The organism is Sorangium sp. So ce296 (assembly GCF_051529605.1).
Classification (GTDB): Bacteria; Myxococcota_A; Polyangia; order Polyangiales; family Polyangiaceae; genus Sorangium; species Sorangium cellulosum_D.
Genome location: NZ_CP150325.1, coordinates 1,021,439 through 1,042,517, shown reverse-complemented (window position 1 = coordinate 1,042,517; position 21,079 = coordinate 1,021,439). Strand labels below are relative to the sequence as shown.

The following is a 21,079-nucleotide window of genomic DNA, read 5'->3' as shown; positions in this document are numbered from 1 at the left end:
CCAGCAACGCCGCGAGCGCGGCGCGTCCGGCCGTTCGCGGTGATCCGCGACCGGATCGCGAGCGCCTACCGGCGCCGACGCCGGAGAACGAGCGCAGAAGCGACCAGCGAGAGAGCGGCGGCGAGCCCGCCGTTCCGAGTGCCCGCGCCCGTCCGGCAAGCGCACGAGCCGCTTGAATCGTCGCCGGCCGCGTCGTTCCCACCCGAGCCACTGGCAGCTTGCGTGCTGTCGTTGCCACCGCTGCCAGGCCCACCGGAGGGATCGGCGCTGCCGCCGCTGCCCGAGCCAGCGGTGCCGGTCGCTCCGCCGGTGCCTCCGGTGGCCGAGCCGCCGCTGCCCGACATCGCGCCCCCGGCGCCGCCGCTGCCGCCGGCACCGCCTCCGCCGCCTCCGTCACCCCCGTCACCCGGCATCGTGGGTCCGGTAAACCGCCACCAGTTGAACTTGAAGAGGTCGCCGTTGCCGCCGACGAACTTCAGGAACAAGTCGTGTTTCCCGCTGCCCCCGCTGACCGCACAGGTCTTGGTGGTCCAGGACGACGCGCCCGAGACGTCGCACGTCCCGAGCAGGGTGCCGTCCTGACTGTCGAGGTGGAGCTCGATCTTCGCGTTGCCGGCCGAGGACGATACCCGAGCCTCGAAGGAGGTCACGCCGTCCAGGAAATCGACGTTCTTCACCTTGATGTAGTCGCCGTTGCTGATGGACGTGACGTTCATGCCGGCGCCGGTGTCGGTGCACACCTCGGTCTTGAGCCCGGACGAGAAGGCGATGGTCTCGGCCTCGACTTGACTGAACGGATTCAGCGTGTCGACGGCGGACGGCCCGCTCGTGGACATCGTGATCTTCGGAATGCTGCCGTCGGCGCCGTACGTGAACTCCTCCACGCAGACCGAGCGCTTGTAGTTACTGCCGCCTGGCAATGCGCTGTTGTGATAGAAGAAATACGAGTGCCCCTTGTAGTCGACGACGCCGGCGTGATTGGTGAAGGTGCGCCCGGCGTCCATGATGTCGCCGCGGATGTTCCAGGGCCCGGTCGGACTGTTGCTGGTCGCGTAGCTGATCTTCTCGCTCCCGGCGATGGCGGCGTAGACGAGGTAGTACAGCGACCCTCGCTTGTAGAACCACGGACCCTCGGTGAAGCCGTTCAACGGCACCTCGGTGATGCTTCCCGAGGTGCTGATCATGTCCGAGTTCAGCTTCACGTGCCGGAGCTTGGCATTCCCCCAGTACATGTGGGCCTGTCCATCGTCGTCGACGAACACCGTCGGGTCGATGTTGCCGCCTCCGGGCGCCACGGCCAGCTCCCTTCCCAGCGGGTCCATGAACGGGCCTGCCACATTGTCCGATACGCCAACGCCGATCTTCGCGCCGGTGTTGTTGTTCAGCGGTACGTACAGATAGTACTTGCCGTTCCTGGCGATCCCCTGCGGCGCCCACGCATTGTCGGTCCCCCAGCGGAAGCTCTTGTAGCCCGCGGGCGAGCCGTGGTCCGTCCAGTTGACCATGTCGACGGTGGAGTACAACCTCCAGTCGTTCATGGTGTAGAAGTCCTTCACCGTCACGTCCTCGTCGTGGGACGTGTAGAGGTACAACCTGCCTTCGTGCACCATGGGAGCGGGGTCGGCCGTGTAGAAGGTCTGCACGATCGGGTTGTCCGCCCGAGCGAGGGACGGAATCGCGGCGACGATGGCCAGCGCCATCCCCGACAGGGTAATGCTTCTTGCTCGGTTCCACGTTGTGTTCAGGCGCACGTTGAATCCTCTCGCGAGCGGAATTGCCGGCGCCCCGCACCCCTGGTGCTGACTCGACGGAGGCGCCATCAAATGAGCGGATGGCCCGCGCAAAGGCACGCAGGGCGACCCACCCAGGACAAAGAACAAGTATTCCCCTTCGAAATGTGAACGATCACATTTCGTGTGTCAAACCCAATCGAACGGCCCGAGCCGGATCCTCGAGCCTGTGGGGAGGACAACGCTGGCGGGCTCCTCCGGAGCGCCCCGCCACCAGGGGGCGAGCGCGGATCGCCGGCCCGATGCGCTCGACGCCGACCTGCGCAGCGACGGCCGGCGCTCGACGCCGCAGGCGGCCGGCGCCCTGGGATCGCCTCTCGTGCGCGGCGATTCGAGCGCGCGCTCCGGCCACGAGCTCGCCCCACCCTCGGCCGATTCGGAGCGACGTCGCTTATGTGAGCGCTCACATGTTTGCGGCTGCGGTGGGGTGGTTGCGCTTGCCCTTCACCGGATCAGGACACGCCGGATGTCGATGAGGCGCGCCGAGCGCTCGGCTTCATTCCCTACCGCAGCGCGGCGAGCAGCTCGGCGAAGCCGCGCTCGGGATCGTCCGGGAAGAAGCGGAGCTCCAGCGTCCCCTTCGGCGTCGCGCCGAACGCGCGCCACCGGCCGCGGAGCTCCTCGAGCGCGGCGTGCGTCGAGGCCACCCGCTCCTCGGTGATCGCGACCGGCGGCGCGATGCCGGCCCCGGCAGCGCCCTCGAGCATGGAGGCGCGCCGCGCCTCGCTCGACACGAGGGGGTCGTACCAGCCGGCGTTGGCGAGCGCCTCGGCGAGGAGCAGCTCCCGGCGGTCCTCGCCGAAGCCGCGGTACTTGTCAGCCCCGCCGGCGCGGGTCGCCTCGGCGTTGATGCGCGCCGGATCCATGCCCGCGTCGACCCGACCCCAGAAGCCGTGGCGCAGGCCAAACGCGGACTCCACCACGAGGTGGATGAGGTCGTGGGGCAGGTGGTCCCCGTAGGTCGGAAACACCCAGGAGGTCTCGGTGCCGTCGCGGCGATGCACGTAGATGCGATCGCGCTGGCCGGGGACGCGGACGAAGGCGGCTCGCAGGAAGGGCGCTCCGGTGCTCATGCCGCCATCCTACCTCACGCGGGCCTGCGCGCGCCCGTCCGAGCGCCCGTCCGAGCAGAGGGCCGGCCGCCGCGCGTCAGCGGAACCGGTCGGTCGCCTCGATGAGCTCGTGCAGGATGCCAGGCTCCATCGCCGAGTGCCCCGCGTCCGCCACGATGCGCAGCTCGGCCTCCGGGAACGCGCGGTGCAGCGCCCACGCGCTCTCCGGCGGACAGACGACATCGTAGCGGCCTTGCACGATGACCGTGGGGACATGGCGGATCCGGTGCACGTCGTCGAGCAGCTGCGTCTCCGACGCGAGGAACCCCTTGTTCACGAAATAGTGGCACTCGATCCGGGCGAACGCGAGGGCGAACTCCTCTCCCGACGTCTTCGTGACGAGCTCCTGGTTCGTGAACAGGCAGCTCGTCCGCCCCTCCCACACGCTCCACGCCCGCGCCGCCTGCTGCCGCAGCTGGGGATCGGGGCTCGTGAGCCGCCGGTGGTAGGCCGTGAGCAGATCGCCCCGCTCGGCCTCGGGGATGAACGCGAGGTACTCCTCCCACGCGTCCGGGAAGATGGCGCTCGCGCCGCGCTGATAGAACCACTCGAGCTCCTGCTTCCGCAGGAGGAAGATGCCGCGCAGCACGAGCTCCGTCACCCGCTCCGGGTGCTTCTCGGCGTAGGCCAGCGACAGGGTGCTCCCCCACGAGCCGCCGAACACCAGCCAGCGCTCGATCCCGAGGTGCTCGCGGAGCGCCTCCATGTCCGCGACGAGGTGCCAGGTGGTGTTCTCCTCCAGGCTCGCGTACGGCGTGCTCTTGCCGCAGCCCCGCTGGTCGAAGAGCACGATCCGGTAGGCGGCCGGGTCGAAGAAGCGCCGCTGCTTCGGCTCCGTGCCGCCCCCGGGGCCGCCGTGCACGAAGATCACCGGCTTGCCGCGCGGATTGCCGGACTCCTCGAAATAGATCTCGTGAAGATCGGAGACGCGGAGCCTGCCGGCGCGGTACGGCTCGATCTCGGGATACAGCGTTCGCCTCTGGGTGCCTGTCATCGTCATGCCGCTCCCGTCCGTTGACCCGGCGTCCTGCCCGCGCCAGCGCGCGTCAGCCTACGCCAAGGCGCGCCGGGAGGGGAGAGGGCGTGGAGGGGAAACGGCGGGGAACAGCGGGGAGCGGCGGGCGCGCCGGCCCGGGGGGCGGCGGCCGCTCAGCCGGCCGGCGCGGCCTCGCGCGGCTCGGCCTTGGACGCGCCGCCGAAGAGCGCCTCGAGCGCGGGCCCGTACTTCTGGAGCGCCACGCGCCGCTTCAGCTTCAGGGTCGGCGTGAGCATCCCGTTGTCGGCGGTGAAGTCCTCGGCCGCGAGGGCGATCTTCTTGATCTTCTCGAAGGACTTGAAATCCGCCGCGTACCGGTCGACCTCCTCCTGGACGTGCGCGACCACGCGCGGGTGCTTCAGCATCGCGTCGGGCGACTCGAACGTGAGCCCCTGGCCCCGCGCCCACTCGGTGAGCGCCGCCATCTCGGGCACGATCAGCGCCACGTTGAAGGGGCGGTTGTCGCCGTAGATCATCGCGCTGTTGATCAGCGGAGACAGCTTGATCTTCTCCTCGAGCGGGGCCGGCGCGACGTACTTGCCGTTCTCCAGCTTGTACTGCTCCTTGATGCGGCCCGTGACGTAGAGATAGCCGTCGTCGTCGAGGTAGCCCAGATCGCCTGTGCGGAAGCCGCCGTCCTCGGTGAAGACGGCCTTGTTCTCCTCGTCGCGCTTGTAATAGCCCATCATGACGTTCGGGCCGTAAATGACGATCTCGCCCTGCTTCGGATCGTGCGTCTCCGACTTGTCGATGACGACCCGCACCCCCGGGATCGCCTTGCCCACGCTGCCGAGGCGGCGGGCCCCCGGGTAGTTCACGGAGGCGACGGGCGACGTCTCGGTGAGGCCGTAGCCCTCGTAGATGGTGATGCCGAGCGCGTCGACGAACTCGGCCACCTGGTACGAGAGCGCCGCCCCGCCGCTGATCGCGTACTTCAGCTTGCCGCCGAACTTGGCGCGGATCTTCGAGAAGATGACCCGGTCCGCCACGGCGAGGGTGAGCCGCTCGACGAGGTGGAGCGGCTCACCCTTGTTCTGCTTCGTCGCGGCGCGCAGCCCGGCGCGGAACAGGCTCTGGATGACCGCGGGCTTCTCGGTCATCTGCTTCTGCACGCCCTCGTAGATGCGGTTGAAGATCCGCGGGACGCTCATCAGCACGGTGGGGTGCACCTCGGCGAGGTTCGCGACGATCTTGTCGACCGACTCGCTCAGCGCCATCGACGCGCCGACCGTGATCATCACGTGGAGCTCGCCGGTGTGGCCGAACGAGTGGGCCCACGGGAGGAACGACAGGCTCCGGTCGCCGCTGCCGAACGGGATGAGATCCACCACGGCGCAGACGTTGGAGGCGATGTTGCCGTGCGAGAGGATCACCCCCTTGGGATTGCCGGTCGTGCCCGAGGTGTAGATGAGGCACGCGGTGTCCTTCGACGTCGGCTGGATGGCGGGCGCCGGGCTCTTCTCGCCCGCGGCGAGCAGCTCCTTGTACGAGGTGGTCCGCGCGCCGGGGACGCCGTCCGCCGGCCCCGCGGGCTCGAACAGACAGACGACGTGCTTCAGCGAGGGCGCCTTCTCGGGGAGATCCTTGCATTTGCCGTAGATCTGCGGCGTGGCGACGATCGCGGCGACGGCCTCGCAGTCGTTGATGATGAACGCCCACTCGCTCGGCAGCTGCGCCTCGTACATCGGCACGACCGCGACGCCCATGCTGAAGCAGGCATAGGCCGTGACCGCCCACTCCACACGGTTGTTGGAGATGAGGGCCACCCGATCGCCCCGCTGGACGCCGAGCGACGCCAGGCCGCCGCGAAACCTGGCGACGAGCTGCCCGAACTCCGCATAGGTGATCCAGTCCCAGCGGCCCTCGGTCTTCGTGCCGAAGATCGGCTGGGGCCCATGCTGCTTCAGCGAGCGATCGAGCAGTTCTACCAGGTTTTCCAGTTTCGCCATCGGGTCTCCTCCCGGGGCGATTTTTACCATGATGCCCCGGCCGGCTCTGCGTCCTTTTGGCGGTGCGCGGCGCCGGCGTTGCTCGGGCCAGCGCTGGATCTGTCCCGCCCGTCCGCATCCGTCCGCGGATCCCGGCCGCGTCGCGCGCGGGGAGGGCGCCGCGTCGCGCCGCGCCGCGCCGCGCCGCGCCGCGGGAGGCGGGGGCACGCGGGAGCGGGCGCCGGGCGCGCGAGGTGGCGGCCTCGGGCCCCTTCTGTTAGAGGGTGCATCGCTTCGATGCCCCGGTATTCGATCACGACGTTCGGCTGCCAGATGAACGTGCACGACTCCGAGCGGATGCACGACGTGCTCCGCCGCGCCGGCTACACCGAGGCCGGCGGCCCGGACGAGGCCGACGTGCTCGTGCTGAACACCTGCAGCGTGCGCGAGAAGGCCGAGCAGAAGCTGCGGAGCGAGGTGGGGCGGCTCGCGCGCTGGAAGCGCGAGGGCGAGGGTCGGGTGGTCGTCGTCGCCGGGTGCGTGGCGCAGCAGGAAGGGGAGCGCCTCCTCAAGCAGCTGCGGACGATCGACGTCGTGGTCGGGCCCGACAACATCCCGGAGCTGCCGGGCCTGCTCGGCGACCTCGCGCTCGGCGGCCTGCCGGTCGCGCGCACGGTGTTCGACCTCGACGCGCCCCGGTTCCTCGTGGCGTCGCCGCCGCCCGCATCGCGCGCCGCGCCGACGGCGTTCGTGACCATCATGAAGGGCTGCGACGAGCGGTGCTCGTTCTGCATCGTCCCGCACACCCGCGGGCCGGAGCGCTACCGGCCGAGCGACGAGATCGTCGCCGAGATCGCCGGGCTCGTGGCCGCGGGGACGCGCGAGGTCACCCTCCTCGGCCAGACCGTGAACAGCTACCGCGATCCGCTCGGCGCGCTGCCGCGGGCCCCCGGCGCGAGCGCGGACGACCCGGACGAGAGCGAGTTCGCGGCGCTGCTCCGGCGCGTCGCCGCCGACGTCCCGGGCCTCGCGCGGCTGCGCTACACGAGCCCGCACCCGCGGCACCTCACGCCCTCGCTCCTCCTCGCCCACGCCGAGCTCGCCGTGCTGCCGCGCCACGTGCACCTGCCGGTGCAGTCGGGCAGCGACCGGGTCCTCCGGCGGATGATCCGCCGTTACACGCGCGCCGAGTACGTCGCGAGGACGCGCGCGCTCGTGGAGGCGGTCCCGGGGCTGACGCTCTCGACCGACATCATCGTCGGCTTCCCGGGCGAGACCGAGGACGACTTCGCGGCGACGCTGTCGCTCGTGCGCGAGGTGGGGTTCAAGGGGCTGTTCGGGTTCAAGTACTCGCGCCGCCCGCACACGCCGGCGCTGAAGCTGCCGGACGACGTGCCCGAGGGCGTGAAGGGCGAGCGGCTCGCGCGCCTGTTCGAGGAGAGCGAGGCGCTGCTCGCCGCCCACCTGTCGGGCCTCGTGGGGACGACGCAGGAGGTGCTCGTCGAGGGGCGCGACAAGGAGCGCGGGCACGGCGGCCAGGGCGGCGCGCTCTGGTCGGGCCGGACGGGGCGCCACGAGATCGCGCACATCGAGGGCGCGGCGGAGCTCGACCTGCTCGGCGAGGTCGTCGAGGTCTCGATCGCGCGGGCGAACAAGCACTCGCTGCAGGCCGAGCTCACGGAGGCGGCGCGCGCCGCGGCCCGGCCGCGGCAGCGGGGCGCGGCGGAGCCGCGGCCGGCCCGGCGCTCGCTGCCGGTGGTCGCCGCCGAGGGGGGCTGACGTGGCGCTCGTCCTCGACTTCGGCGGGGCGTCGCCGCGGCTCGGGCGCGGCGTGTTCCTCGCGCCGAACGCGACGGTGATCGGCGACGTGGAGCTCGGCGACGAGGCGAGCGTGTGGTTCGGCGCGGTGCTGCGCGGGGACATCGGCGCGATCCGCGTCGGCCCGCGGACCAACGTGCAGGACCTCGCGTGCCTGCACCTGACGAGCGGCGTCTCGGAGACGATCGTCGGCGCCGACGTGACCATCGGCCACGGCGCGATCCTGCACGGCTGCCGCGTCGGGGACGGGTGCCTGATCGGGATGGGGAGCATCCTGCTCGACAACGTGGTGGTCGGCGAGGGGTCGGTGATCGCCGCGGGCGCGGTGGTGCCGCCCGGGAAGGTGATCCCGCCGCGGTCGCTGGTGCGCGGCAACCCGGCGCAGGTGATGGGGGAGGTGCGGCCGGACCAGGCCGAGCTCGGCAGGCTGGGGGCCGCGAGCTATGTGGAGAACGCGCGGCGCTTCCGGGAGGCGCTCGCCGCGGCGTCGTCCGCGGCCGGCGAGCCGGGGGCCGCCGCGGCGGGGTGCGATGGTGGCGCGATGCACGAGGTGAAGAGGCCATGAACATCACGGTGAACGGGGAAGCGCGCGAGGTGCCGTCGGCGGTCACGGTGCGGAGGCTCGTCGAGCTGCTCGGGCTGACCGAGGGGCCCGTGGCGGTGGAGCGCAACGGCGAGGTGGTGCCGCGGGCCGAGCACACGGCCGCCGAGCTCGCCGAGGGCGACGTGATCGAGATCGTGCACTTCGTCGGCGGCGGCTGAGCCCGCCTCGTGATCTAGCGTTCTTCCAGTTCGTCCGCGATCCGGGTAGCATCGCCAGCTGCCGTGGATACGAGGGCCCTCGCTCTGGTCTTGGCGCTCGGCAGTTCGGCGGGCGTGGGCGCCGCCCTGGCGGTGCGCGACGCGCTGCCGGCGTCCCCGGTGGTCCGCGGCCTCTCGATCGGCGAGCGCTTCGTGCCGGACGGCGCCGCGCCGGAGGCGTGGCTCGAGGCGAGGCGCGACGCGCTCCGCGGCCGCCTCGTCCGGCTCCGCCACGACGACGTCGACCTGACGGCGACGCTCGGCGAGGCGGGCGTCGAGGTCGACGTCGGCGAGACGCTCGCGGGGGCGCGGCGCGTCGGCCACGAGGGGCCGTGGGCGCGGCGGCTCCGGGAGGCGCGGCGGGCGCGGCACGGCGAGATCGACGTGCCGCTCGTCTGGGCCGTCGACGAGGCGCGGGCGCGCGCCTTCCTCGAGCGGCTCGCCCCGCAGGTCTTCCGGATCCCGGTGGACGCGCGGCTGGATCTCGCCAACCGGCGCAAGATCCCGGAGCAGGCCGGCCGGGAGCTCGACGTCGACGCCTCCCTCGCCGCGCTGCGCGCCGGGGACCACGAGGACGAGGAGCTCATCGAGCTCGCCGTCCGGTACACCGCCCCCAAGATCACCGTCGATGACCTGGTGAGCGTCGACGTCAGCCGGGTCGTCGCGGCGTACGAGACGAAGTTCAAGCGGCACGGGAAGGAGGCCGGGCGCGCCGTCAACATCAGGACCGCGGCGTCCAAGATCGACGGCACCATCCTGGCGCCCGGCGAGACCTTCTCGTTCAACGCCCACGTCGGCCCGCGGACCCGCAAGAACGGGTTCACCATCGCCCCGGAGATCCTCGGCGACGAGACCGTCCCCGGCTACGGCGGGGGGACGTGCCAGGTCTCCAGCACGCTCTTCGCCGCGTCGCTCTTCGGCGCGCTCGACACGCCCGACCGCCAGAGCCACTCCCGCCCGAGCGCCTACATCCCGATGGGGCTCGACGCCATGGTGACGTACCCGGAGTCGGATCTGAAGATCAAGAACACGCTCCCGTTCCCGATCATGATCCACGCCTACCTGCCGACGCCCACGGTGCTCCGCGTCGAGCTCCTCGGCGGCGACCCGGTGGCGGAGGTCGATCACCGCATCTCGGCCGAGCACACCGACGACTTCATCCGCCGCATCTACGTGAAGTCCGAGCTCTCCGAGGGCGAGGTGAAGCGCCACCAGAAGGGCTCGTGCGGGTACGACGTGAGATCGTATGTCACCGTCCGTTACAAGGACGGCCGGGCCTCCGAGCGCAGCTATACGAGCGAGTACAAGCCTGCGCCCGAGGTGTTCTGGGTCGCGCCCGGATACGACCCCTCCGCGCTGCCGGAGGTCCCCGAGCACGCGAAGGCGGTCGAGGAGCTCCAGGAGGGGGAGACCCCCGCGGGCGAGACCCCGCCTGCGGAGGCGCAGGGCGACGGCTTCTCGATGTGAGCGGGGGCGCCCGGCGCCCTGCGCGGCGGGCGCCGCCTCACGCGGCCCGGGCGCTCCGGTCGAAGCGCAGCGGCAGGCTCTGCAACCCCCGCAGGCTGAACATCGTGCGCCACACGACGGGCCCCGGCTCGCGCGAGAAGGGCGGCAGTCGCCGGAAGATCTCCTCGAACGCGATCTTGCCCTCGAGCCGCGAGAGCGGCGCCCCGACGCAGAAGTGGATGCCGAAGCCGAAGCCCACGTTGCCGCGCTGCTCCCGGGTGATGTCGAACCGGTCCGGATCGCTGAACTGCGCCGGATCCCGGTTCGCGGAGGCGATGATCGGCATGACGATCGCGCCCTTCGGGAGGGGGACGCCGGAGAGGGTCACGTCCTGGGTCGCCCGCCGCATCAGGATCTGCGCCGGCCCCTCGTAGCGGAGGACCTCCTCGATGAAGCCCGGGATCAGCGCCGGCTCCTCGCGGAGGCGGCGCAGCGCGTCCGGGTGCTCGAGGAGCGCCAGCGTGCCGTTGCCGATGAGGTTGGTCGTGGTCTCGTTGCCCGCGACGAGCAGGAGGACCACCATGCCGAGCACGTCGTCCGGCGAGAGCTGGCCGTACTCCACCTCGCCGCGGATGAGGTCGCTGATCAGGTCCTCGCGCGGCTGCCGCTTCCGCTCCGCGATCATCTCGTGGAAGTAGGCGCGCATCTCGCGGCGGCTCCGGAGGATGCGCTCGACGTCCTCGTCGGGGAGCCGCCCCATTCCGGTGCTCACCGAGTCGTCCGACCAGCGCTTGAAGTCCGCGCGGAGCGACGGATCGACGCCGAGCATCTCGGAGATGACCGTGACCGGCAGCGGCACGGCCAGATCGTCCATCATGTCGAACGTGTCCTTCGCGAGGATCCGATCGATGTACTCGGTCGTGATCGCGCGCACCCGCTGCTCGAGCCGCGCGATGGCCCGCGGCGTGAACGCGCCGCTGACGAGCTGGCGTATCCGGGTGTGGACCGGCGGATCGCTCATGAGGATGTTCACGTCGCTGACGACGAGCGGCTCGCGCTGGAGCCGCTCGTCCTGCGTGCTCTGCCTCGCCGCGAAGGTGTCGGACGAGAAGAGCTCGGGGTGCTTCATGACATAGACCACATCGTCGTAGCGGCTCACCGCCCAGAAGCCCCCCGGCTCGACCTGACACACCGGCGCCTTCTCGCGGAGCTCGGCGTACACCGGATAGGGGTTCTGCGTGACCTCGGGCCCGATGAGACTGAACGCGTAACTCATGATGTCTTCTCCGTGATGGCGCGGTCGAAGCGCAGGGGCAAGCGCCGCAGCCCGCGCAGGCCGAACGATCGGTTCCACGAGGGCGGCCCCGGCTCGCGCGAGAAGGGGGGCAGCCGCCGGAGGATCTCCTCGAAGGCGATCCTGCCCTCGACGCGGGAGAGCGGCGCGCCGACGCAGAAATGGATGCCGAAGCCGAAGGCCACGTGGCCGCGCTGCTCCCGGGTGATGTCGAACCGGTCGGGGTCGGGGAACTGCGCCGGATCCCGGTTCGCGGCGGCGACGAGCGGCAGGACGGTCGCGCCCTCGGGGATCGTGACCCCGGAGAGGGTCACGTCCTGCGTCGCCCGCCGGGTGAGCAGCCGGACCGGCCCCTCGTAGCGGAGGACCTCCTCGATGAAGCCCGGGATCAGCGCCGGCTCCTCGCGGAGGCGGCGCAGCGCGTCCGGGTGCTCGAGGAGCGTGAGGGTGCCGTTGCCGATGAGGTTGGTCGTGGTCTCGTTGCCCGCGACGAGCAGGAGGACCACCATGTCGAGCACATCGTCCTCCGTCAGCACGCCGTGCTCCACCTCGCCCCGGACGATGTCGCTGATGAGGTCCTCGCGCGGCCGCCGCTTCCGGTCCGCGATCATCTCGTGGAAGTAGGCGCGCATCTCGCGGCGGCTCCGGAGGATGCGCTCGACCTCCTCGTCGCTGAGCGGCTGGGAGCCCGCGGGCACGTTGATGGTGTCGTCGGACCAGCGCTTGAAATCGGCGCGGAGCGACGGGTCGACCCCGAGCATCTCGGCGATGACCGTGACCGGGAGCGGAACGGCCAGGTCCTCCATCATGTCGAAGGTGTCCTGCGCGAGGATCCGATCGATGTGCTCGGTCGCGATGTCGCGGACCCGCGCCTCGATCCGCGCGATCGCCCGCGGCGTGAACGCGCCGCTGATGAGCTTGCGCATCTGGGTGTGGTCCGGCGGATCGCTCCTGAGGAGGCTCGTATCGCCGATGAGCAGGGGCTCGCGCAGGAGCCGCTCGTCGAGGAGGCTCCGCCTCACCTCGGAGGTGCGGGACGAGAAGAGCTCGGGGTGCTTCAGGACGTAGACCACATCGTCGTAGCGGCTCACGGCCCAGAAGCCGTTCGGCTCGACCTGGCAGACGGGCGCCCCCTCGCGCAGCTCGGCGTAGTGGGGGTGCGGGTTCTCGATGACCTCGGGCGCGAGGAGATTCAACGTGTGACGCATGGTTCCCTCCGTTGCTTGATGGTTGGGCGCGGCGCGCCTCCTGATGAATCCGCGGTACGGCGGGCGACGGGCGGTGAGCTTCCCGCGCGCTCGGCTCAGTGCCCCGCGGACACGGGGCCGCCCCTGCCCTTCCCGAGCAGGAACACGAGCGGGAGCGTGGCGATGACGAGCACCGCTGTCACCCAGAACGTGTCGTTGAACGACATCACGGCGGCCTGCAGGTTCACGATTCCGTCGAGCACGTGGAGCGCCTTGTCGCGCGCGTCGGCCAGATCGAACCCCTTCGCGGCGAACGCCGACGTGTACGCGGCGACGCGCTCCAGGGTCGTCGGGTCGCTCGCCCCCATGTGGCTCACCAGGACCGCGCGGTGGAACGCCTGCCGGTCGGCGAGCACGGTGGTGAGCACCGCGACCCCGACGCTGCCCCCGAGCTGCCGCGTCAGGCTGTAGATGCCGGTCGCGGCGGCGATGTCGCGCTTGGGGAGCGGCCCGAGGGTGGCCATGCTGAGCGGCAGGAACATCAGCGTCGTGCCGAACGACCGGATGATCAGCGGCCAGAACAGGTCGCCGGCGCCCGTCGCGGGCGTCAGCTGGTGGAGCTGGAAGAGCGCGACGAGCAGGATGAGCCCCCCCGCCACGAGGAGCGCGCGCGGGTCGAACCGGTTCACGAGCCGCGCGACGAGCGGCATCGAGAGGGCGGAGGCCAGCGCGCCCGGCAAGAGGAGCATGCCCGTCTGCTGCGACGTGTAGCCGAGGATCGACTGGGCGAAGATGGGCACGGCGAAGAGCGCGCCGTAGAGGCCCATGCCGATGACGGCGGAGAGGAGGCTCCCCGCCCAGAGCGAGCGGTGCCGGAGCACGCGCAGGTCCACGATCGGGCGCTCCGACGAGAGCTCGCGGTGGACGAACAGGGCGAGGCTCACGGCCGCGATCGCGGAGCACGCGACGATGAACGGCGAGTCGAACCATTCCTCGGCGTGGCCCTCCTCGAGCGCGGTCTGCAGCGAGCCGACGCCGGCCGCGAGCAGGGCGATCGCGATCCAGTCGACGCCGCCGCGCTCGCGCTCGCCCGCGGCGTCCGGCGGCAGGAAGGCGAGGCACATCAGCACGGCCGCGATGCCGAGCGGGACGTTGATGAAGAAGATCCACCGCCAGTTGATGTTCGTGACGATGTAGCCGCCGAGCGTCGGCCCGATCGTCGGGCCGGCGATGACGATGGACGAGAAGAAGCCCTGCGCCATCGCCTGCTCTTCCTTCGGGAACGTCTCGAACAGGATCGACTGCGCCTTCGCGAGCAGGCCGCCGCCGCCGAGCCCCTGGAGCACGCGGGCGACGATGAGCATCGGCAGGCTGTTCGCGACCCCGCAGAGCACCGACGCCGCGGTGAAGGCGACGAGCGAGAAGACAAAGTAACGCTTCTTTCCGAAGCGGTGCCCGAGCCACGCGGTGAGCGGCAGGATGATGACGTTCGCGATGGCGTAGCTCGAGACGACCCAGCTCACCTGCGTGAGCGTAGCGCCGAGCGAGCTCTGCATCTCGGTGAGCGCCACGTTGACGATGCTCGTGTCGACGATCTCGAGCAGCGCGCCGAGGGCCACGGCCGCGGCCACGAGCCACCGGTTCGCGTTGACGGGCGCGACGGCGTGCGCCGGCGCGGCCGCGATTGCCGCCTCTGCCATGGTTCCTCCTCTCCCGCGCGAGGTGCGCGATGCTTACTTGCTCGCGTCGACCGTCAGCTCGACGCTCATCCCGGGGCGCAGCGCGAGGTCGGACGGCGCGTCGTGGAGGCGGATCCGCACCGGCACGCGCTGGACGACCTTGGTGAAGTTGCCGGTCGCGTTGTCCGGCGGCAGCAGGCTGAAGCGGGCGCCGGTGGCCGCGGAGAAGCTCTCGACCTCGCCGTGCACGGTCACGCCGGGGTAGGCGTCGACGGACACGCGCGCGGGCTGCCCGACGCGCATGTGCGCGAGCTGCGTCTCCTTGAAGTTGCCGGTCACCCAGACCTGCCGCGCGGGGACGAGCATCCCCACGGGCTGGCCGGGGGAGACCAGCTGCCCGACGGAGAGGGTCTTCTTCGACACGACCCCGTCCTGCGGCGCGACGATGCGCGTGTACGACAGCTCGAGGGCGGCCAGGTCCCGCGCGGCCTGGGCGGTCTCGACCTGCGCGTGCGCTACGCGGGCGCGGGCGCGCGCCAGCGCGATGAGGGCGTCGACGTTGCTCGCCTGCTGGACCCTCGCGCTCGCCTCCTCGACCCGGCTGAACGCCTGCGTGGTCGTGGCCTTGAGCGCCGCGAGGTGCGCCTTCGCCTGCTCCAGCGACGCGCCGGCGACGTCGACGGCCGCCTCCAGCTGGTCGAACTGCGCCTGGGCGAGCGCCCCGGTCTCCACGAGCCGCTTCGCGCGGTCCCGCTCGAGCGTCGCCTGCTCCAGGGTCGCCGTCGCCGAGGCGACGTGCGCCTCGCCCTCGGCGATCTGCTGCTTCGACGCGCTCGCGCTGCTGGCCGCGCCGTGCAGCGACGCCTCGGCCACCGACTTGTTGCTGCGCGCGTTGGTCTCGGCGATGCGCTCGTCGGCGTCGGCCGCGTCGGCGCTCGCCCTGGCCGCCGACAGGCTCGCCTCGGCCTGCGCGAGCCGCGCGCGCGCGGGCTCGGCGTCGAGCTCGGCGAGCACGTCGCCCGCCTTCACCGCCTGGTTCTCCGCGAACAGGACCTTCACCACCACGCCCGACGCGCGCGCCGGGACGGACACCACCTCGGCGTCGATCTGCGCGTCGTCCGTGGTCTCGAGCCCGCGGTGCGCGACGTACCAGCCCGCGCCCGCCGCGACGGCGAGCGCGATCGCCGCCGCCGTGATGCCGACCGCCCTGCTCGGCTTGCCCGTCTTGACCGCCCCGGAGACCGCGTCGGGGGGAGCCGCCGCCTCTCCAGGGAGAGCGCTCGTCGTCGTGGACATGTCGCCGCCTGCTCCTCGTCGCCTCGACGGCGGGCGCAACCGGCGCCGCGTACCTAAGGCAACCTATGGTTGCGATAGAGATACCACGGGGACTGACAAAGACAACGACTTGTTGCCATAGCCCGGACGAGCCATGCTCCACGGGTCGCGCCGTCGTGGTTGAATGGAGCCCCCTCGGGATGCGGAGCGTCACGTCGTCCCCTCTGAAAGAGCCTTCTCCGGCTGAGCCCGGCGCCGCGGGGGGGCGCCGCCGGACCGGCACGCGCGGCGCGCGGCACGGGGGCCGCAGCGAGCGCGTGGTGCGGGCGGTGATGCAGGCGGCCGCGGCGGAGATCGCGCGCGCGGGCTACGCGGCGCTGCGGGTGGAGGACGTGGCGGCGCGGGCGGGCGTGAACAAGACGACGGTCTACCGCCGCTGGCCGACGAAGGCCGAGCTCGTGAAGGCGACGCTGCGCTCGTTCTCCGACGACCGCGAGGCGCCGCCGGACACCGGCGCGCTGCGGCTGGACCTGCTCGAGCTCGTGCGGCGCGTCGTCGCCGCCGCGTCGACGCCCGAGGGGCAGGGCATCTCCCGCATGCTCATGGCCGAGATGCACGTGCCGGAGGTCGAGGCGCTCGTCCGCGCGCTCCGCGAGGAGCGCCTCGCCCCGTGGCGGGACGTGCTCGAGCGCGGCGTCGCGCGCGGCGAGCTGCCGCCGGGCACCGATCTCGACCTGATGGTGGAGATGATCCGCGGCACCGTGACGAACCGCCTCTTCCGCCTGCGCGCGCCGGTCGACGACGGCGTCCTGGCGTCGATCATCGACGTCGTGGTGCTCGGCGCGAAGGCCGGGGGCGCGCTCCGCCGCGCCCCCGGCGCGCCGTCAGACGACATTCATGTCATCGGCGACGAGCCTGGATGAAACCTCCCATCGAAAAGGGGAGATCCACGCAATCCGGGATCGACGGGTGAGCGCCGCTGCTCTCCGGGAATAATCTGCTGGACGGTGCATGACACCGGTGTAGATCGCCGTTGCAGCCGGGGGACCGGAGGTGAGCCGTGGCTCAGCTCGGTCGCGGGCAACAAGCCGAAAGCGAGCCCTCCGCGGTGCGATCGTGCGCGGAGGGCAGATGCAGAGGGGGCGAGCACCGACGGAGCGGGGAGATGCCGGTCGGCCGCCGCGCCGCCGCGAGCTCCTCGCCGGCATGGGGGCGACTGCAGGCCTCTTGCTGCTCGGCTGTCGCGGCGAGCCGGTCGACCTGCGCGCCCAGGCCGCCATCGCCGCCGGCGGCAGCCGGGGTTACGCGGGCCCGGCCGTCGATCTCGCGTTCTGGACGGGCTTCACCGGGGGCGACCGGCCGCCGATGGAGCGGCTCATCGCGCGGTTCAACCGCGAGCACGCCAACATCACGGTGCGGATGAGCGTGACCCGGTGGGGCGATTTTTATCAGAAGATCCCGGCGGCGGTCGACAGCGGCCATGGCCCCGACGTGGCCGTCATGCACGCCGATCAGCTGGCCACGGCGGCGGTCCACCGCACCATCCTTCCGCTCGACGAGGTGACCGAGGCGCTCGGCCTCGGCGCCGGCGATTTCTCCGAGACGCTCTGGAGCGCGGGCGTCTTCCGGGGGCGCCGTTATGGCGTCCCCCTCGACGTCCACCCGCTCGGCCTCTACGTCAACCGCGCCGTGCTGGCCGGCGCCGGCCTCGACGACGCCGCGCCGCCTCGCTCGCGGCGCGATTACCTGGCCGCGCTCGAGCACCTCAAGCGGCGGGGGATCCAGGGATCGTGGGTGTCGCCGGTCCTGTTCACCGGCGGGCTGATGTTCCAGTCGCTCCTGTGGCAGGCGGGCGGCCAGCTGTTCTCGGAGGACGGGGCCCGGGCGATGTTCCACGCCGAGGCCGGCGTCGAGGCGCTGAGCTTCATGGTCGAGCTGATCCGGCGCGGCTACAGCCCGCGCGACGTCGGCCAGGACGCCGACAGCATCGCCTTCATGAACGACCGGAACGCCTTCCTCTGGAACGGCGTCTGGATGATCAACACCTTCAAGGCGGTCCCCGGGCTCCGCTGGGGTGTGCTCCCGGTGCCCGTGATCGGCGCGCAGCGGGCGGTCTGGGGCAACGCGCACCACCTCGTGCTCCCTCGCCAGCCCGGGGCCGGCGCTGGCCATCGCCGCCTGCAGGCGGCGGTGGTGTTCCTCGCCTGGCTGAGCGAGCACTCCCTCGACTGGGCCGCGGCCGGCATGGTGCCGGCCCGGCGGGAGGCCCGGGAGAGCGCCGCGTTCCGGCGGATGACGGAGCAGGCGATCGTCGCCGAGCAGCTCCCGGCGGTCCGCTTCCCGCCGGCCATCGCCGGGGCCGACGCGGTGCGCGCGTCCACCCTCGATCTCGCCGTCAACGATGCCGTGCTGCTGAGGGCAACGCCGCGCGAAGCCCTGAGCCGCGCCGCCCGCGAGGCCGACGCGCTGCTCGCGGGCAACCTCAAGAAGTTCGGGAGGGTTCTGTGACGGCGGTCGACGTACCCCTCGTGGAGCCCGGCCAGGCCGAGGCGGACGGCGGCGCGCAGAGCGCCCCCGGCGTCGGCCGGCTCCGGAAGCGCGGCCTCGCGCGGCCGCGGCGGTGGGCGCCCTACCTGTTCCTCGCGCCGTACCTCGCGCTGTTCGGCCTCTTCGTCGCGACGCCGATCGCCCTCGGCGTGTGGCTCAGCCTCCACGACTGGGACCCGTTCCTGCCGTCGCGGCCGTGGGTCGGCCTCGACAACTACGCGGATCTGTTCCGGTCCGGCTCGCCCACCCGCGGCAATTTCTGGCGCGCGCTGCGGGCGACCGCGCTGTTCACAGCGCTGAGCGTGCCTGTCCTGGTGACGCTCCCGCTGCTGCTCGCCCTCGCGCTCAACCAGCGCTTTCCCGGCCGATCGTTCTTCCGGGCCATGTTCTTCGCGCCATATGTGCTCGGCGTGGCGGTCGTGGCGATGATCTGGCGGCTGCTCCTCGATCCCCAGGTCGGCGCGATCAACCACCTTCTGGGGAAGGTGGGTTTGCCTTCGGACACCGGCTGGACCACGGCGGTGCCGTGGGTGTGGGTCTCGCTGGTCGGGATGACGGTGTGGTGGACCCTCGGCTATAACGCCGTGATTTACCTGGCGGGGCTGCAGAACATCCACCGGGAGCTCTACGACGCCGCCCGCATCGACGGCGCGACCCGATGGCAGCAGTTCTGGCACGTCACGATACCTGGGCTCAGGCCGGTGTTCGTGTTCGTCGTGACGATGACCGTCCTCGCGTCGGCCAACATGTTCGGACAGGCCTATCTGGTCACCGGGGGCGGGCCGGGCAGCGAGACGCGCACCACCATCATGTACATCGCCGATGAGGGTTTCCGGAGCTTCCGCCTCGGCGCCGCGGCGGCCATGAGCTACGTCCAGGCGTTCTTCCTCGCGGTCGTGAACCTCGTCATGTTCCTCCTGTTCTTCGGCCGGGGCAGCGACGAGGACGCTCAATGAAGCTCCGGCTGCTCGAGGACGGCTGCCCTGTCCGCCGCCGGCAGATCGGGAGGTCCTTGTCGTATGCGGCGCTGCTCCTGCTCGCCGTGGCGTACCTCGCCCCGTTGATCTGGATGGCGCTCACGTCGCTCAAATCGCCGTCCGAGGCGACGGCGGTGCCGCCCACGCTCGTGCCCGCGCGGGCGACGCTCGAGAGCTACGAGGCGCTCGCGGGCTCGAGCGCCGGGGCGCCGGTGTTCCGCTGGCTCCTGAACAGCCTCCTCGCCGCCGCGGCGCACGCGCTGCTCGTGCTGGCCACGGCGGCCCCTGCGGCGTACGCGCTCGCGCGCATGGAGTTCCGCGGCAAGCGGCTCGTGCTCGCCGCGGTCCTCTCCACGCTGTTCATCCCGCCGATCATGTTCTTGCCCGCGAACTACCTGATCGTCCGGGCCCTCGGCTGGCTCGACAGCCTCACGGCGCTGGTCGTGCCGCCGGCCGCCTCGGCGTTCGGCGTCTTCTTCCTGCGCCAATTCTTCCTCGGCCTCCCGCGGGAGCTCGAGGAGGCGGCGGCGCTCGACGGCGCCACCCGGCTCCAGGTCTTCTGGAAGATCGTGCTGCCGCTGTCCAAGCCGGCCCTGGCCACGCTGGCCGTGCTCAGCCTGCTGAGCAACTGGAACGATTTCCTCTGGCCGATCTACGTGCTGTTCAACCCCGAGAAGCTCACGCTGTCGCCCGGCCTCGCGCTGCTGCAGGGGGCGCACACCACCGATTACGCGCTGGTCACGGCGGGCGCGGTGGTGGCGAGCGTCCCGATCCTCGCGGTGTTCATCGCCGCGCAGCGATACGTGATCGAGGGGGTCGCCCGCACCGGCTTGAAGGGGTGATGGGCGGCCCGACGCGCGGCGTCACGGCGGCGCGACGGCAAGGACATTGGCTGTCCGTGCGCGCCTCGCCGCCGCTTGATCCTTAGTCGCTTTCGGGGGAAGCTCTCTGTCCACGGCGGCTGCGGTGCCCCTCTCGCGCGCGGCCGAGGCGCCGAGATGTGCCTGCTGCCACGGATGACGGCTGGTGTGCGCTTGGCTTATCTTTGCTTGGATCTCATGAGCGGGATCCGGCGTCCTGTCTTGTCGGCGGAGCCCGTCGTGGTGTGCAGACCTCAGCGCGCCCTCCGCGCCAGCTCGGCCATGAGCCCGAAGAGCTCGACCACGCCTGGCGGATTGAGCTTCCCTCCGCTGAACTCCCGGTACAGCGTGTGCACGTTCACCGCGATGCGCTCCGCGTCGCTCCAGCTCGCGTAATCGGCGAGCGCGATGTCGCGGGCGGCGTCGGCCGGCGGCATGCCGGCGTCGTAGCGGCGCCGCGCCTCGTCGCGGATGTACACGAGGTAATCGCGCACCGCGCGCACGCCGGCGCGATCCGTGATCGGGCCGTGCCCCGGCACGATGACGTCGGCGTCCAGCGCGAGGATGGTGTCGCACGCCTTGATCCAGTTGCCGACGGGCCCCGCCCACATGATCGGCGTCACGTCGATGAAGAGGATATCTCCCGTGTAGATCGCGCGGTCCGCGGGCACGTGCACGAGCAGATCGCCCTTCGTGTGCGAGGGGCCCACCTCGAGGAGGCGGACCTCCTTCGCCCCGACCGCGACGGTCAGCTCCCCCTCGAAGACCCGGGTCGGCGCCGTGGGCGCGATCCCGTCGAAATCGAAGGCGCCGAAGCAATGGACGAGGTAATCGCCCAGCGCGCCGGCGGCGCCGCTGCGCGCCTGTCGCATCAGCATGGCCAGCATCGGCGCGGGGACCTCATCCATTTCGGCGGCGCTGGCGCGCGTGGCGATGATCGTCGCGCCCTCGACGAGCGCGTTGCCGTAGCAATGGTCGCCGTTCGCGTGGGTGTTCACGACCGTGCCGATCCGCGCCGCCGCCGGGGTGGCCGCGCGCATGGCGTCGAGCATCGCGCGCGTGCGCTTCAGGTCGAAGAGCGTGTCGACGAGCAGCGCCTCGCCGTCCGAGGTGACGAGCCCCGCGTTGCTGAGCCCCCAGGTGCCGGCCGGCTGGAGATACGCAAAGCAGCCATCGCCGACCTCCTGCAACCCTTGCTCATACCGCGATCGGCCCATGTCCACCCCCTGCCGCGCGCGCCGCTGGACGCGCCTCCGGGCTCAGGAGCGTAGGCCACCCGCTCCACGCCAGGGAATCGAAATCGACCCGGCCCGCGGCGCGACTCCTGCG

The 21,079-nt window shown here is 71.5% G+C and carries 17 protein-coding genes; 8 read left to right on the top strand and 9 right to left on the bottom strand.

Going from position 1 to position 21,079, the window contains the following annotated elements; all coding sequences use genetic code 11:
* Window positions 1–65: 65 nt before the first annotated feature.
* The 4 genes from WME98_RS03960 to WME98_RS03945 form a co-directional block, all read right to left on the bottom strand.
* Window positions 66–1,700: a glycoside hydrolase family 43 protein gene (locus tag WME98_RS03960; RefSeq protein ID WP_437950038.1), complete on the bottom strand. Its 1,635-nt coding sequence runs from the start codon at window positions 1,698–1,700 to the stop codon at window positions 66–68.
* Between the two features lie 593 nt (window positions 1,701–2,293).
* Window positions 2,294–2,863 (bottom strand): hypothetical protein, encoded by a 570-nt coding sequence (locus WME98_RS03955; protein ID WP_437950037.1) that lies wholly within the window; start codon window positions 2,861–2,863, stop codon window positions 2,294–2,296.
* Window positions 2,864–2,939: 76 nt separating this feature from the next.
* Window positions 2,940–3,902, bottom strand: coding sequence for a prolyl aminopeptidase (gene pip, locus WME98_RS03950; protein ID WP_437950036.1), 963 nt, complete (start codon window positions 3,900–3,902; stop codon window positions 2,940–2,942).
* 149 nt (window positions 3,903–4,051) lie between these two features.
* Window positions 4,052–5,887 (bottom strand): AMP-dependent synthetase/ligase, encoded by a 1,836-nt coding sequence (locus WME98_RS03945; protein ID WP_437950035.1) that lies wholly within the window; start codon window positions 5,885–5,887, stop codon window positions 4,052–4,054.
* A 276-nt stretch (window positions 5,888–6,163) separates the two neighbouring features.
* Between WME98_RS03945 and miaB the strand changes: the two genes are divergently transcribed.
* The 4 genes from miaB to WME98_RS03925 all read left to right on the top strand — a co-directional run bounded on the left by miaB (window position 6,164) and on the right by WME98_RS03925 (window position 9,952).
* Window positions 6,164–7,645: a tRNA (N6-isopentenyl adenosine(37)-C2)-methylthiotransferase MiaB gene (miaB, locus tag WME98_RS03940; protein ID WP_437950034.1), complete on the top strand. Its 1,482-nt coding sequence runs from the start codon at window positions 6,164–6,166 to the stop codon at window positions 7,643–7,645.
* Window position 7,646: 1 nt separating this feature from the next.
* Window positions 7,647–8,249, top strand: a complete 603-nt coding sequence (locus tag WME98_RS03935) for a gamma carbonic anhydrase family protein (protein WP_437950033.1) — start codon at window positions 7,647–7,649, stop codon at window positions 8,247–8,249.
* Complete coding sequence (thiS, locus tag WME98_RS03930) at window positions 8,246–8,446, top strand: sulfur carrier protein ThiS (protein ID WP_061627456.1); 201 nt, start codon at window positions 8,246–8,248, stop codon at window positions 8,444–8,446. Before WME98_RS03935 ends, thiS begins: the two co-directional genes overlap by 4 nt.
* A 63-nt stretch (window positions 8,447–8,509) precedes the next feature.
* A complete protein-coding gene (locus WME98_RS03925; protein ID WP_437950032.1) occupies window positions 8,510–9,952 on the top strand; it encodes a VanW family protein in 1,443 nt (480 codons plus the stop codon).
* Window positions 9,953–9,989: 37 nt separating this feature from the next.
* Here the strand turns inward: WME98_RS03925 and WME98_RS03920 are convergent, their stop codons facing one another.
* The 4 genes from WME98_RS03920 to WME98_RS03905 all read right to left on the bottom strand — a co-directional run bounded on the left by WME98_RS03920 (window position 9,990) and on the right by WME98_RS03905 (window position 15,387).
* The gene (locus WME98_RS03920; protein WP_437950031.1) at window positions 9,990–11,207 is read right to left on the bottom strand and encodes a cytochrome P450; all 1,218 of its coding nucleotides are present in this window, start codon (window positions 11,205–11,207) and stop codon (window positions 9,990–9,992) included.
* Window positions 11,204–12,433 carry a cytochrome P450 gene (locus WME98_RS03915; RefSeq protein ID WP_437950030.1) on the bottom strand — a complete coding sequence of 410 codons (1,230 nt, stop codon included), beginning with the start codon at window positions 12,431–12,433 and terminating at the stop codon, window positions 11,204–11,206. The genes WME98_RS03920 and WME98_RS03915 overlap by 4 nt, the downstream gene beginning before the upstream one ends.
* 95 nt (window positions 12,434–12,528) lie before the next feature.
* Entirely contained in the window at window positions 12,529–14,112 is a 1,584-nt protein-coding gene (locus WME98_RS03910; protein WP_437950029.1) for a DHA2 family efflux MFS transporter permease subunit, read from the bottom strand.
* Window positions 14,113–14,145: 33 nt separating this feature from the next.
* Window positions 14,146–15,387 (bottom strand): HlyD family secretion protein, encoded by a 1,242-nt coding sequence (locus WME98_RS03905; protein ID WP_437950028.1) that lies wholly within the window; start codon window positions 15,385–15,387, stop codon window positions 14,146–14,148.
* 179 nt (window positions 15,388–15,566) lie between these two features.
* Here WME98_RS03905 and WME98_RS03900 point away from each other — a divergent pair, with 179 nt between their 5' ends.
* From WME98_RS03900 to WME98_RS03885, 4 genes are all read left to right on the top strand, one after another.
* Window positions 15,567–16,289, top strand: a complete 723-nt coding sequence (locus WME98_RS03900) for a TetR/AcrR family transcriptional regulator (protein WP_437950027.1) — start codon at window positions 15,567–15,569, stop codon at window positions 16,287–16,289.
* Window positions 16,290–16,572: 283 nt separating this feature from the next.
* Window positions 16,573–17,874, top strand: coding sequence for an ABC transporter substrate-binding protein (locus WME98_RS03895; RefSeq protein WP_437950026.1), 1,302 nt, complete (start codon window positions 16,573–16,575; stop codon window positions 17,872–17,874).
* Window positions 17,871–18,869 (top strand): carbohydrate ABC transporter permease, encoded by a 999-nt coding sequence (locus WME98_RS03890; RefSeq protein WP_437950025.1) that lies wholly within the window; start codon window positions 17,871–17,873, stop codon window positions 18,867–18,869. Before WME98_RS03895 ends, WME98_RS03890 begins: the two co-directional genes overlap by 4 nt.
* The gene (locus WME98_RS03885) at window positions 18,866–19,732 is read left to right on the top strand and encodes a carbohydrate ABC transporter permease (RefSeq protein WP_437950024.1); all 867 of its coding nucleotides are present in this window, start codon (window positions 18,866–18,868) and stop codon (window positions 19,730–19,732) included. The genes WME98_RS03890 and WME98_RS03885 overlap by 4 nt, the downstream gene beginning before the upstream one ends.
* Window positions 19,733–20,004: 272 nt before the next feature.
* Here WME98_RS03885 and WME98_RS03880 read toward each other — a convergent pair whose 3' ends face one another.
* Complete coding sequence (locus tag WME98_RS03880) at window positions 20,005–20,967, bottom strand: MBL fold metallo-hydrolase (RefSeq protein ID WP_437950023.1); 963 nt, start codon at window positions 20,965–20,967, stop codon at window positions 20,005–20,007.
* Between the last annotated feature and the right edge of the window lie 112 nt (window positions 20,968–21,079).